We start from the raw sequence: 12,602 nt of genomic DNA, 5'->3' as shown, positions 1-12,602 counted from the left end.
TATTATAACATATCAAAGTTTTTAATTTTATTACAAGTTAGTTGCAATTGTGTATTTTTACTTAATTTTCATTTTGCAATCCCTCATTTAATGATATAATTTTCTTAGTTGACTAAGGAGGTATTCACGTGAGATATTTACCTGTAAGTATTGATACAAAAAATAAAAATTTTTTAGTAATAGGAGCTGGTAAGACAGCCTATGAAAAAATTTTGAGATTGATGGATTCACAAGCAAGGATTTACATAATAGGAGAGGATATTTCTCCAGAAATTAAAGAGCTCCAAATTGACAACCCTGATCGCATTTTTATAAAACAACAAATTGTAAATGACTCTTTTATTTTCTTCGCCTATGACTATGTAATAATAGCAACCAACAATCTAGAATTAAATGACGCATTAGAAATGAGAGCAAGAAAATCTGGCATTGCCTATATGAGATCAGATGGTGATTTCACATCTTCTTTCAAAATCGGCAACTATATAACTAATGGAGAAATCACAATCGCCCTTTATGATGGCTTAAACAATCCACCGCTTGAAGATAAAATAACCGATGACTTGCAAAGGCTCATCGACTCATACAATATGGACAAGTTCAAAATCTTATCTCAAATAAGAAAAACTCTTTTGAGAAGAAATTCGCCCAATGTCGATAGCATAATAAAAGAGCTTTATGACAGAGAAAAAATAAGCGTGGAGCTATATTTAAAAGATTTAAACAAGTCTGGCCCAGCAGATAAGGATCTCGAACTTGTAAATGATATAGTAAACGAAAATGTCAAATTAGAAGACATTAAAAATTCAGAAAAAAAAGGCAATGCCTTCACAGATGAGCTTAAAGAGATAAATGATGCTCGTCAAAAAGAAGAAGAACAAATTCAAGATGAGATTTCCGATTTAAACAAAAAATCAAGTCCAAAAGAACTTGAAGAAATGCCTCTTGAAGAAACACCTTCAAATGAAACTAAGGCCTTCTCCTTAGATGAAAAAATTTCCAAACCTTTTGAAGAAGAGCCTAAAAGCTTTGAATTTAAACAAGAAAGTATCTTTAAAGACGAAAAACCACAAGTCCACGAAAGAAAAAGAAGTCCTAGAAAACCAAAAGTAAAAAAATCTGCTAAAAATTTCTTTGAGGACTTGAAAACTAAGACAAAAGATCTCTTCGCCTATGACGATGAAGATGATGACGAAGATAATTAATTTAAAATATTAAACTTATTTAATTAAAAATAGTCCACAAATTGCTACTTAAAATCAAAAATCGGCGACAGCCTAGTCCTGTTCGCCGATTTTTTTCAATAAAAAGACTCCGCTAAAGGAGTCATTTTTAGCATTCTACTGAATTTTCCCAAAGTCCGTGGATATTGCAATAGCTAAGAGCATAAAAGCTTCCCTTGCCTTCTGTCAAAACTTTTGCTTCTACAACTGGAGCTGAGCACACTTCTTCTTCGCCATGAGCTGAGAAAGTATAAGAGCCAACTTCAACTGGGAACTTTGAACCTTCTTTTTGGAAAAATACTTTTATCCAAGCTATGTGGTGTTCAAGAGTGTTAGGATGTGCGATTTCACTTCCAACTTCAGCTCTTACCTTGTAGCCGCCTTCTACCTTTTCTACTGCTAGGCTTGGAACGTGTTTTTCCTTAGCCCAATCCCCGCTTTGTACTGTTTGAGTTAATTTCATTTTTAATTTCCCCCTTAAATAATATCTTTTTCATCTAAATTAATACCCCATAATATAATTTATATTCACGCCCTACTTTATTTGTTATAATGACTTAGAGGTGGAAAATGGAAAAATACAATATTATTGCTACTTGCAATATGGGCTTGGAGGCCGTTCTTAAAAGAGAATGTATGGATTTGGGATTTTCAAATATAAAATCCGAAAATGGAAGAATTATTTTCCAAGGAGGACCCCTTGAGATTGCAAAGGCCAATGTGCATTTGCGCACTTGTGAAAGAGTCCTTGTTGAAGTAAATAGCTTCTCCTGCTTTAGCTTTGAAGAGCTATATCAAGGTGTCAAAAATATTAACTGGGAAAATTTTATAGATGAAGATAGCAATTTTGTTGTAAATGGCAGAAGTAAAAATTCAAAACTATTTTCCATAAGAGATTGCCAAAGCATAAGTGAAAAAGCCATAGTCGACAAACTAAAAGCTCACTATAAAAAAGATTGGTTTTCTAAAACTGGTGCTAGAATGGACATAGAAATCTCACTTGATAAGGATGTGGCATCTATAACCATAGATACATCCGGTCAGGGGCTTCATAAGAGGGGGTATAGGGCGAGAAATTTTAAGGCCCCCATATCTGAAACCATAGCGGCTGCTCTTGTGATGCTTTCATATTGGAATAAGAACAGAATTTTAGTGGACCCCTTTTGTGGGTCTGGCACAATTGTGATTGAGGCTGCCATGATTGGCAAAAATATTGCTCCAGGACTTACGAGAAAATTTGCTGGTGAAAATTTCAAATTCATAGGTCAAGATTTTTTTAAAACTGTGAAAAAAGATGCCTATGCTATGATTGACTACAAGAGCAACTTGACAATTTACGCTTCTGATATTGAAAGAAAGGCCATTGAAATTGCAAAAGAAAATGCAGAAATTTTGGGCCTTGAAGATGACATAAACTTTTTCCAAAAAGACATTTTTGATTTGGATCTTGGTGGCGATTTTGGTGTTGTAATCACAAATCCGCCCTATGGCATTAGACTAGAGGAAAAACAGAGAGTTTCAGAGCTGGAAGCAGAGCTTGGCAAGTTATATAGACATCTTAAAAATTGGTCATTTTATATAATAACTGCCAACGAAGATTTTCAAGAAAACTTCAAGCAAAAGGCTAAAAGAAACAGAAAATTGTATAACGGCAGGCTCAAAACTTATTACTACCAATACCCTGGTCCCAAACCAAACGACTTGAGAGGTTGATATGAATACAGAAAAAAGTCTATTAGAAAATAAATCCCACTTTTATTTCGATATTCTAAATGGATTTGCCGATGCTATAAGAATTTTAAACGAGAACAATCAAGTAATATTTGTAAATGACTCCATGCTCATGCTAATGGGTGCCAATGTGGGAGCTATGTATTGTACTTTTGACAATCCTTTTTGCAATTTAGATGTCACTGCCAAGTCTTTAGAAACCGGGGCTGTCATAGAAAGAGAAAGCGATATAGACGGAAGAACATATCTCATAAAGACTTCTCCTATCAGAAATGACTTTTCAGATATAGTGGGTGTTGTTGAAATTTTTAGAGATATAAGCAGGGAAAAGCGTCTGAACCGCGAACTAAAAAATCAAAATATTCAACTCATAGATGAAATGCAAAGAGCTGAAAAAATTCAAGAAGCCATCCTTCCCGAGAAAGGCTTTTATAAAAATTTAAAGCTTTCGTATGTATATGAGCCGGAAAGTCAACTCTCTGGTGACATGATTGATGTATTCGAGATAGATGAAGATAATGTAGGTGTTTATATTTCTGATACTGTGGGACATGGTTTTTCCGCATCAATGGTAACCATGTCTGTCAGTCAGGCCTTTAGAAACATGGACCTAAAAATGCTCCTAAACCCTAATCTGGCACTTAAAGATTTGTGTCACAGATTTACATCTTTAGGACTCGGAATCGAAATTTATCTGACTTGTTTTTATGCCGTACTCAATGTAAAAACTGGACAAATTTCTTATTCCAATGCTGGCCATGCCCCCTGTCCCTTGCTTTTTTCAGATAATGAGGTCAAAGTTTTGGAAAGCTCCGGATTTCCCATATCTCCCTTCTTTGAAAATGTCGATTACAGCGTAAATAAAGCTAAATTTTTCACCGGAGATAAAATTTTGTTTATGACAGACGGCTGTGTAGATGGTCTTAGTCCATCTCGTGAGCCTTATAGTTTAAAAAGAGTCATGTCTCTTGTACCAGCTCTAAAGGGCAATATCATAGAGCAATTGTTCTCAGATATAAGAAATTACATCAACACTGTGCAAATAGACGATATGACCCTCATGCTAATGGAATGTTTCTAATTTTTATTGTGTTTTAAGTTCCTGCAAATAATTTTATTTAAAATTATCTCAAATGTTTTATTTAAAAATTATTTGAGACTAAATCCATTTGCAATATCTTATTTCTAAAATATATATTAAAAATTTTTAGACATAAGCTATGAAATATGTTTTAACATTTAAAAATTATAAAATTATAAAGAAAAACATCTGCCTACAAATTGTAGAAGACAGATGTTTTTTAAATTTTTCAAATAATAAAAAAAGATCTAGGCTACCCTGGATCTTTTTTATATTTTATTCTCAGACTAATTCCAAGATAGCCATTTCTGCAGCGTCGCCCCTTCTATGTCCCTTTTTAAGGATTCTAGTATAGCCACCATTTCTATCTTGATATTTTGGTCCTATTTCTTTAAATAATTTTGTCACAACATCTTCATCGTAGATGTAAGCAAGGGCTTGACGTCTTGCATGAAGATCGCCACGCTTGCCAAGTGTGATCATTTTTTCTGCCATTCTTCTAGTTTCTTTAGCTCTTGTAACTGTTGTTTCAATTCTTTCTCCGTTTAGAAGACTTGTCACAAGATTTCTAAGCATGGCTTTTCTATGGGGAGTTGTTACTCCTAGCTTCTTTAGCTTTGCCACTAATATCCCTCCTTACTCTTCTGCTTTTTTCAAACTTAACCCTAGCTCTTCGAGTTTGTTTTGAACTTCTTCTAATGACTTTTTGCCCAGGTTTCGAACTTTCATCATTTCTTCTTCAGTTTTGTTAACTAGTTCTTCAACTGTATTTATGCTTGCTCTTTTCAAACAATTAAAACTTCTTACAGATAGGTCTAGTTCTTCAACTGTCATCTCAAGAACTTTTTCTTTTTCATCTTCTTCTTTTTCAACCATGATATTTACTTCATTTGTCGATTGAGTAAGAGATATAAAAAGATCAAAATGTTCTGTGAGAACTTTTGCAGCAAGAGATACGGCTTCATCTGCACTCATGGAACCATCAGTTTCAACTTCAAGGATTAGTCTGTCAAAGTCTGTCCTTTGACCAACTCTTGTGTTTTCAACTTTCCAGTTGGCTTTTATAACAGGTGTGTAGTTTGAATCAATTGGAATAATTCCAATTGTATCAATCTCATCTTTCTTGAGCTCTGCTGGCTCATATCCTCTGCCTCTTTCAACTGTCAGTTCCATATAAACATCTGCATCTTCATTCAAAGTGGCTATGTGATGGTCGGGGTTGAATACTGTAATTTCAGGTCCTACCATAAGATCCTGAGCTTTTATTTCTCCCTCTCCCTTTTTTTCTATAACCACCTTAACTGGCTCTTCACTGCTTGATTTCAATACCAGTCCTTTTAAGTTTAGGATGATTTCAGGTACATCTTCAAGTACACCTGGAATTGTTGCAAATTCATGCTCAACACCACGAATATTCACAAAGGAAACCGCTGCGCCTGGAAGAGATGATAATAAGACTCTTCTAAGAGAGTTTCCCAGTGTGATACCATAGCCGTTTTCCAAGGGTTCAACTATAAATCTACCAAATTTACCGTCATCTGACATTTCATCTATATCAATGCTTGGTTTTTCTATCTCTATCATTATAGTCCTCCTTTCCCAGAACAGGCCACAAAAACATTAAACTCTTCTACGCTTTGGTGGTCTACATCCGTTGTGAGGTATAGGAGTAACGTCCTTAATCATAGTTACTTCAAGTCCAGTTGCTTGAAGAGATCTAATAGCTGCTTCTCTTCCTGATCCTGGTCCCTTAACATATACTTCAACAGTCTTTAAACCATGTTCTTTTGCTTTTATAGCCGCTTCTTGTGCTGCTTCTTGTGCTGCAAAAGGAGTTGACTTTCTGCTTCCTCTAAAGCCTAATTGTCCAGCACTTGCCCATGAGATTACATTACCGCTCATGTCTGTAAGTGTAACCATGGTGTTGTTGAATGTGGAAGCTATATGAGCTTGACCTTTTTCTATATTTTTACGTTGTCTTCTTCTAACACGTGTTGTGGTTTTTTTAACCGGTTTTTTAGCCATTCATATCCCCCCTTACTTCTTCTTAGATACCAATTTCTTAGGACCTTTTCTTGTTCTAGCATTGGTCTTTGTCTTTTGACCTCTTACGGGAAGACCTTTTTTATGTCTAATTCCACGGTAGCAGTTAATTTCTCTAAGTCTTTTTATACTCATTGCAATATCACGACGAAGATCTCCTTCTACATGATATTTGTCAATTTGTTCTCTGATGCTTGCAAGTTCAGCCTCTGTCAAATCCTTCACTCTTGTATCAAAGTTAACACCAGCGTTTGTTAGGATTTCTTGAGATCTAGCCCTTCCAATACCAAAGATATAAGTTAAGCCTATTTCTACACGCTTTTCTCTTGGTAAGTCAATACCAGCAATTCTTGCCATTAAAGCTAACCTCCTTATCCTTGTCTTTGTTTATGTTTCGGATTTTCACAAATAACCATTACTCGTCCGTGTCTTTTTATAATTTTACATTTTTCGCACATCTTTTTAACAGATGGTCTTACTTTCATTATATCCCTCCTACTTTATAGGAAATCACTTATTTTTTACGCCAAGTAATTCTACCACGAGTTAAATCATAGGGCGAGAGCTCCAGAGTAACTCGGTCGCCCGGCAGAATCCTTATATAATTCATTCTGAGTTTTCCTGAAATATGGGCCAATATTATGTGTCCATTTTCAAGCTTCACTTTAAAGTTTGTATTAGGTAAGGCATCTACAACAGTTCCTTCAACCTCAATTACATCTTCTTTTGCCACAGTCCCTCGCCTCCTTAATTGCCATAGGGCTTTAGCATCTTTCTTATATAGGAGTCAGTTAAATTGTCTCCATCTAGGATTATCTTATCCTTATAAAGTGATAGATGCTTTATTTTTTTCTTTTTCGGATTTCGTAAACTTCTCCTTTTGCCATCTGCAATCAGAACATAGTCTTTGGATAAAATTTCTGTTATCACAAAAACTTCACCCTTGTCTCTTCCTGCCAAGGCCCTAGCTAACCTTCCTCTTTCTAGTAAAAAAGTCGAATCCATTAATTGTTTTCTAAACCCTTTTTAATAGCTTGAAAGACTTCCTTTATATCGCCTTGTCCATCGACTGTAAGCAGTAGAGCTTGGGCTTTATAGTAATCAATCAAGGGAGCGGTTTGATTTTCGTAAACTTCAATCCTTGTTTTGACAGTTTCTTCTGTATCATCATCTCTTTGAATCAAATCAGTTCCATCACTGTCGCATTTGCCTGCAACTTTTGGAGGATTAAATTCAGTATGGTAGGTTGCTCCGCATGTCTTGCAGATTCTTCTTCCTACTGCTCTTTTTATTAAAATCTTTGCCGGTACTTCTACATTTATAACTCTATCAAGGGCCTTGCCCATCTTTGCAAGCTCCGAGTCTAATACTACTGCTTGGGATACTGTTCTTGGGTAGCCATCTAGCAAAAATCCATCTTTGCAGTCGTCTTTTCTAAGTCTATCTGCAACTATTTCATTTACAAGTTCGTCTGGTACCAAATGTCCGTTATCCATGTATGATTTAGCTTTTTTGCCCAAATCTGTACCATTTTTAATATTTTCCCTGAATATGTCTCCTGTGGATATATGTGGGATTTTATATTCATCAACAATGTATTGTGCTTGGGTTCCTTTTCCAGCTCCTGGAGGTCCCAAAATTACAAGTCTCATTTTAATCTCCCCTTATTTCAAGAAGCCTTTATAGTGTCTCATTAGCATTTGTTGCTCAAGGACTCTTGCGGTTTCAAGTACAACTCCTACAACGATTATCATGGATGTTCCACCAAAACTAAATGGTAGATTTGCAACTTTTCCAAGTATTACCGGCAATATTGTAAGTATAGCAAGTGCTATGGCGCCTGGTAAAACTAGTCTATTTAATACTCTTTGCATGTAGTCACTTGTCGGTTTTCCTGGTCTTATTCCTGGGATAAATCCTCCATTTTGTTGCATGCTCTTGGAGTATTCGACTGTATTAAATTGGATTGTTGTATAGAAGTATGTGAAGAATATTATGAAAATAATGCTTAGTATTATATATAATATCGTTCCTGGAAGTCCTCCTGTAGTCATCCATTTTATTATGAATTTTTGTGTTGAAGATCCTTCTTGCGAAAACATTGCTATTGTTCCAGGAATTGCCAATATTGAGTTTGCAAATATTATAGGCATTACTCCAGACATCAATACTTTAATCGGGATGTGAGTAGCTTGTCCGCCATACATCTTTCTTCCGACTACTCTTTTTGCATATTGAACTGGAATTCTTCTTTCTCCTTCATTTAGTATTACAACAAATACTATTATTAGAATTGCTAATATTAGGAATATTGCAAGAAATACTGGACTTGCATATCCAAATCTAACTAATTGAAATGATCTTAGTATATCTTTTGGGAAACGAGTTACTATACCTGCAAATATAAGAAGTGAGATACCATTTCCTATACCTTTTTCAGTTATTTGTTCTCCTATCCATACTAGAATACATGATCCTGCCACTACTGAAAGTACAACTATTGTATGTTGTAAAAATCCGCTTGCCTGTGATGCTGATTTAAAAGCACCCATGGTATATCCTATCGCTTGAACAGCCGAAATTGCTATTGACAAGTATCTTGTGTAAGCAGCAATTTTCTTTCTTCCTGTGTCTCCTTCTTTTGAAAGAGCTTCTAAGGAAGGTATCGCTATTGTCAAAAGTTGTAGAACGATTGAAGCGGTGATATATGGATATATGTTTGCAACAAAGATGGAAAAGTTTGTTAAGTTTCCACCTGACATGAGATCAAGAAATCCCAAAATTGAATTTGAACCTTGCTCAACTAATGCTGCAACAGCTTGTTTATCTATATAAGGCACTGCAATTTGTGATCCCAATCTGTAAAGGAAGAGCATCAATACTGTGAAAATCATCTTCTTCCTTAGTTCTGGGACCTTCCATGCATTCTTAAAGGTAGATAGCAATTAGATCACCTCGGCCTTTCCTCCAGCAGCCTCAATTTTTTCTGCCGCAGACTTTGAGAAGTGGTTAGCTTGCACTGTTAGAGCAACATTAAGTTCACCATTTCCTAATATTCTAACTCCATCTTTTGCCTTTGATTTTTTAATAATGCCTTTTTCTATTAGTAGTTCTTTTGTAACAACTGTTCCTTTTTCAAATGAATTTAATGTATCTACATTAATTGCCACTGTTTCTTTGGCAAATATATTTGTGAATCCTCTCTTTGGAAGACGTCTGAATAGCGGCATTTGACCACCTTCAAAACCTGGTCTTACTCCACCGCCGCTTCTGGCATTTTGTCCCTTGTGTCCACGTCCGGAAGTCTTGCCAAGTCCTGAACCAATACCTCTACCTACACGCTTTTTAGCTTTAACCCCGCCGCCTTCGGCTGGTCTTAGATTGTGTAATTTCAACTAGTTCACCACCTTTTATTCTTCTACTTCCAGCATGTAACTGATTTTGTTGATCATACCTCTGATTTGAGGTGTATCTTCTTTTTCAACAACTTGTAAAAGTTTTTTAAAGCCTAGAGCCTTAACTATCTTCTTGTGGTTGTCGATTCTACCTATAGGGCTCTTTACTAATTTTATTTTGATTTTACTCATTAAGAATACCCCCTTATAAGATCTCTTGTACTGATTTATTTCTAAGTTTTGCAACTTTTTCTGCAGTCTTAAGAGATGTCAGCGCATTCATTGTAGCATTGACAATATTTCTTGAGTTGTTTGAACCAAGATTTTTAGTACGAATGTCTGTGATTCCAGCAAGTTCGCATATAGCACGAACTGCTCCACCTGCGATAACTCCTGTACCTGGATTAGCAGGCTTCAAAAACACTCTGCCAGCTCCAAAAATTCCAGTTATTTCGTGAGGAATTGTTCCATTCTCTACAGATACCTCTACAAGCTTTTTCTTTGCATCTTGAGTAGCTTTTCTTATGGCTTCTGGCACTTCAAGCGCCTTACCTGTTCCGACACCTACGTGTCCATTTCCATCGCCTACTACAACCAAAGCAGCAAATCTGAAGTTTCTACCGCCCTTAACGACTTTGGCAACTCTGTTTAATGCAACAACTCTTTCTTCCAAGTCTAGTTCGCTTGCGTTAATTAATGAACGTTCCAAATTCTCCCTCCTTTACAGCTTTAGTCCTGCTTCTCTTGCAGCATCTGCAAGTGCTTTTATTCTTCCTTGATATATATAGCCGCCTCTGTCGAAAACTACTGCTTCGATTCCCTTTTCAAGAGCTCTTTTTGCAACAGTTTCTCCTACTTTTTGAGCAGCTTCCATATTCTTTCCTTCTGATCCTATATTCTTTTCAAGTGTTGATGCCGATACAAGTGTTACTGCATTTACATCATCTATAACTTGAGCATAAATGTGCTTACCAGATCTGAAAACACATAATCTTGGTGTAGAAGGAGTTCCTTTGACTTTACGTCTTATTCTTTTATGTCTTTTAAGTCTGTTTTTTTCTCTGTCAACTCTTTTAAACATACTTTACCTCCTACTTACCTGTTTTTCCGACTTTACGTCTTATTATTTCATCGACATACTTGATACCCTTACCCTTGTATGGTTCTGGTTCTCTGTAGCTTCTTACGTGAGCAGCATATGCTCCGACTTTTTGCTTGTCGATTCCTGAAATTATGATTTGATTTGGCTTTGGTACTTCAACTTCTATGCCGGCTGGATCTTCAAGTTCCAAAGGATGAGAAAATCCTAGTGTTAGAGCAAGTTTTTTGCCGTTCTTGGCTGCTCTATATCCTGTTCCGACGATTTCAAGTTCTTTTTTGTATCCTTGTGTAACGCCTTCAATCATATTGAAGATAAGTGTTCTTGTAAGTCCATGCAGTGATCTGTGGTTTTTGCTCTCACTTGGACGACTTACAGTTAGAACTCCTTCTTCCAATTTTATTTCCATTTCTTTATTAAACTCTTTTACGAGTTCACCCTTAGGGCCTTTTACAGTCACCTTGTGACCTTCAACTTTTACGTCTACGCCTTGAGGGATTTCAATTGGTTTTTTTCCAATTCTGGACATTCTAACACCTCCTGTTTACCAAACGTAGCAAATAACTTCTCCGCCAACTCTTTCTGCACGAGCTTTTTTGTCAGTCATTATTCCCTTTGAAGTTGAAATAATAGCAATTCCAAGTCCACCTAAAACTTTTGGCACATCGTTTGAGGAAACATATACTCTCAAACCTGGCTTTGAAATTCTCTTAAGTCCTGTAATAACTCTTTCGTTGTTGGGTCCGTATTTTAAATCTATTCTAATAACGCCTTGTTTATCATCTTCTATGACGTCATAATTCTTTATATATCCTTCATTTAGAAGTATTTCCGAAATCTCTTTTTTAATCTTTGAAGCCGGAACGTCAACAGATTTGTGTCTTGCACTGCCTGCGTTACGAACTCTTGTAAGCATATCTGCAATTGGGTCTGTCATCATAGGTTTTGCCTCCTTTCCGGTATTACCAGCTTGCTTTTTTTACGCCCGGGATTTGGCCCTTGTATGCCAATTCTCTAAAGCATATTCTGCAAATACCGTATTTTTTCAAAACAGAGTGTGGTCTTCCGCAAATTCTACATCTTGTGTATGCGCGTGTTGAAAACTTAGGTTCTCTCTGTTGTTTTGCAATCATTGATTTCTTTGCCATGTCTCCTCCTTATTTTTCAAATGGCATTCCCATTCTTTCAAGGAAGAATTTTGCTTCCTCGTCAGTCTTGGCTGTTGTTACAATGGCAATGTCCATACCTCTTATCTCGTCAACTTTGTCATACTCGATTTCAGGGAAAATAAGTTGTTCTTTAAGTCCAAGAGCATAGTTTCCTCTTCCGTCAAAAGCACTCGCTTTAACTCCTCTAAAGTCTCTTACGCGGGGCAGAGCGATATTCATAAGCTTGTCTAGGAAGGCATACATTTTTTCACCTCTAAGGGTTACTTTGCAACCAATCTTGTGACCTTCACGCAATTTAAAGTTAGCTATTGATTTTTTAGCTACTGTTACAACTGGCTTTTGGCCTGCGATTAGTGTAAGTTCATTTACTGCACTTTCTAAGGCTTTTGGATTGTCTTTAGCTTCTCCAAGTCCAATGTTTATGATTACTTTTTCAAGTCTTGGAACTTCCATTATGTTTTTATATCCAAATTCATCTATTAGACTTTTTATAACTTCGTTTTTATATTTGTCATTTAGTCTTGATGTCATACTCTACCTCCTCTCTTACTTGATTGTGGATCCGTCAGATTTTTTATATCTAACTTTCTTTCCATCTTCAAATCTATATCCGATTCTTGTGCCTTTTTTGGTCTTTTCGTCGTAATACATTACATTAGATACGTGGATCGGATTTTCAACCTTTGTAAGTCCGCCAGGTTCTTGTGGTCCCTTTGGCTTTACATGCTTAGTTACTATATTTACTCCTTCAACAACTACACGTTGTTCTCTGGGCAAACTTTTTACAACCTTACCGGTCTTTCCTCTATCCTTGCCCGCAATTACTTTTACAGTGTCGCCTTTTTTAATTTTCATACTACA

The 12,602-nt window shown here is 36.2% G+C and carries 22 protein-coding genes; 3 read left to right on the top strand and 19 right to left on the bottom strand.

From position 1 onward, the window contains the following. Nucleotides 1-128 precede the first annotated feature (128 nt). Nucleotides 129-1,205 (top strand): hypothetical protein, encoded by a 1,077-nt coding sequence (locus LV469_07600; protein UHR02500.1) that lies wholly within the window; start codon nucleotides 129-131, stop codon nucleotides 1,203-1,205. Between the two features lie 127 nt (nucleotides 1,206-1,332). On the opposite strand, the gene LV469_07595 is transcribed toward LV469_07600, so the two are convergent. Beyond that, on the bottom strand, nucleotides 1,333-1,686 hold the full coding sequence (locus tag LV469_07595) for a superoxide reductase (GenBank protein UHR02499.1): 354 nt from the start codon (nucleotides 1,684-1,686) through the stop codon (nucleotides 1,333-1,335). A 107-nt stretch (nucleotides 1,687-1,793) separates the two neighbouring features. Between LV469_07595 and LV469_07590 the strand changes: the two genes are divergently transcribed. After that, nucleotides 1,794-2,936, top strand: coding sequence for a class I SAM-dependent RNA methyltransferase (locus tag LV469_07590; protein ID UHR02498.1), 1,143 nt, complete (start codon nucleotides 1,794-1,796; stop codon nucleotides 2,934-2,936). A gap of 1 nt (nucleotide 2,937) precedes the next feature. Then, on the top strand, nucleotides 2,938-4,035 hold the full coding sequence (locus tag LV469_07585; protein UHR02497.1) for a SpoIIE family protein phosphatase: 1,098 nt from the start codon (nucleotides 2,938-2,940) through the stop codon (nucleotides 4,033-4,035). Nucleotides 4,036-4,317: 282 nt separating this feature from the next. Here the strand turns inward: LV469_07585 and rplQ are convergent, their stop codons facing one another. The 18 genes from rplQ to rplX are packed head-to-tail and all read right to left on the bottom strand — an operon-like array spanning nucleotide 4,318 to nucleotide 12,596. Continuing rightward, on the bottom strand, nucleotides 4,318-4,611 hold the full coding sequence (rplQ, locus tag LV469_07580; GenBank protein ID UHR03600.1) for a 50S ribosomal protein L17: 294 nt from the start codon (nucleotides 4,609-4,611) through the stop codon (nucleotides 4,318-4,320). A gap of 60 nt (nucleotides 4,612-4,671) precedes the next feature. Further along, entirely contained in the window at nucleotides 4,672-5,619 is a 948-nt protein-coding gene (locus LV469_07575; GenBank protein ID UHR02496.1) for a DNA-directed RNA polymerase subunit alpha, read from the bottom strand. A 36-nt stretch (nucleotides 5,620-5,655) separates the two neighbouring features. Further along, nucleotides 5,656-6,060 (bottom strand): 30S ribosomal protein S11, encoded by a 405-nt coding sequence (gene rpsK, locus LV469_07570; protein ID UHR02495.1) that lies wholly within the window; start codon nucleotides 6,058-6,060, stop codon nucleotides 5,656-5,658. A gap of 12 nt (nucleotides 6,061-6,072) precedes the next feature. Beyond that, nucleotides 6,073-6,435 (bottom strand): 30S ribosomal protein S13, encoded by a 363-nt coding sequence (gene rpsM / locus LV469_07565; GenBank protein UHR02494.1) that lies wholly within the window; start codon nucleotides 6,433-6,435, stop codon nucleotides 6,073-6,075. 14 nt (nucleotides 6,436-6,449) lie between these two features. Continuing rightward, entirely contained in the window at nucleotides 6,450-6,563 is a 114-nt protein-coding gene (rpmJ, locus tag LV469_07560; GenBank protein UHR02493.1) for a 50S ribosomal protein L36, read from the bottom strand. 29 nt (nucleotides 6,564-6,592) lie between these two features. Beyond that, complete coding sequence (infA, locus tag LV469_07555; protein ID UHR02492.1) at nucleotides 6,593-6,811, bottom strand: translation initiation factor IF-1; 219 nt, start codon at nucleotides 6,809-6,811, stop codon at nucleotides 6,593-6,595. 14 nt (nucleotides 6,812-6,825) lie between these two features. Beyond that, on the bottom strand, nucleotides 6,826-7,083 hold the full coding sequence (locus LV469_07550) for a KOW domain-containing RNA-binding protein (protein UHR02491.1): 258 nt from the start codon (nucleotides 7,081-7,083) through the stop codon (nucleotides 6,826-6,828). Then, a complete protein-coding gene (locus tag LV469_07545) occupies nucleotides 7,083-7,730 on the bottom strand; it encodes an adenylate kinase (GenBank protein ID UHR02490.1) in 648 nt (215 codons plus the stop codon). The genes LV469_07550 and LV469_07545 overlap by 1 nt, the downstream gene beginning before the upstream one ends. A 12-nt stretch (nucleotides 7,731-7,742) precedes the next feature. After that, on the bottom strand, nucleotides 7,743-9,023 hold the full coding sequence (gene secY, locus LV469_07540; protein ID UHR02489.1) for a preprotein translocase subunit SecY: 1,281 nt from the start codon (nucleotides 9,021-9,023) through the stop codon (nucleotides 7,743-7,745). Then, nucleotides 9,024-9,473: a 50S ribosomal protein L15 gene (gene rplO, locus LV469_07535; GenBank protein ID UHR02488.1), complete on the bottom strand. Its 450-nt coding sequence runs from the start codon at nucleotides 9,471-9,473 to the stop codon at nucleotides 9,024-9,026. Nucleotides 9,474-9,488: 15 nt separating this feature from the next. Then, entirely contained in the window at nucleotides 9,489-9,665 is a 177-nt protein-coding gene (gene rpmD, locus LV469_07530; protein UHR02487.1) for a 50S ribosomal protein L30, read from the bottom strand. Nucleotides 9,666-9,678: 13 nt separating this feature from the next. Beyond that, nucleotides 9,679-10,182 carry a 30S ribosomal protein S5 gene (rpsE, locus tag LV469_07525; protein ID UHR02486.1) on the bottom strand — a complete coding sequence of 168 codons (504 nt, stop codon included), beginning with the start codon at nucleotides 10,180-10,182 and terminating at the stop codon, nucleotides 9,679-9,681. A 12-nt stretch (nucleotides 10,183-10,194) separates the two neighbouring features. After that, nucleotides 10,195-10,554 carry a 50S ribosomal protein L18 gene (gene rplR / locus LV469_07520; GenBank protein UHR02485.1) on the bottom strand — a complete coding sequence of 120 codons (360 nt, stop codon included), beginning with the start codon at nucleotides 10,552-10,554 and terminating at the stop codon, nucleotides 10,195-10,197. Between the two features lie 10 nt (nucleotides 10,555-10,564). Then, nucleotides 10,565-11,101, bottom strand: coding sequence for a 50S ribosomal protein L6 (rplF, locus tag LV469_07515; protein ID UHR02484.1), 537 nt, complete (start codon nucleotides 11,099-11,101; stop codon nucleotides 10,565-10,567). Nucleotides 11,102-11,116: 15 nt separating this feature from the next. Continuing rightward, nucleotides 11,117-11,512, bottom strand: a complete 396-nt coding sequence (gene rpsH / locus LV469_07510; protein UHR02483.1) for a 30S ribosomal protein S8 — start codon at nucleotides 11,510-11,512, stop codon at nucleotides 11,117-11,119. Nucleotides 11,513-11,534: 22 nt separating this feature from the next. Next, nucleotides 11,535-11,720, bottom strand: a complete 186-nt coding sequence (locus LV469_07505) for a type Z 30S ribosomal protein S14 (GenBank protein ID UHR02482.1) — start codon at nucleotides 11,718-11,720, stop codon at nucleotides 11,535-11,537. Nucleotides 11,721-11,729: 9 nt separating this feature from the next. Further along, a complete protein-coding gene (rplE, locus tag LV469_07500; GenBank protein ID UHR02481.1) occupies nucleotides 11,730-12,272 on the bottom strand; it encodes a 50S ribosomal protein L5 in 543 nt (180 codons plus the stop codon). Nucleotides 12,273-12,287: 15 nt separating this feature from the next. Beyond that, nucleotides 12,288-12,596 (bottom strand): 50S ribosomal protein L24, encoded by a 309-nt coding sequence (gene rplX / locus LV469_07495; GenBank protein UHR02480.1) that lies wholly within the window; start codon nucleotides 12,594-12,596, stop codon nucleotides 12,288-12,290. Nucleotides 12,597-12,602 lie beyond the last annotated feature (6 nt).

Source organism: Peptoniphilus sp. GNH, from assembly GCA_021307325.1.
Taxonomy (GTDB): domain Bacteria; phylum Bacillota; class Clostridia; order Tissierellales; family Peptoniphilaceae; genus KA00134.
This window is presented reverse-complemented; position numbering and strand designations above follow the sequence as displayed.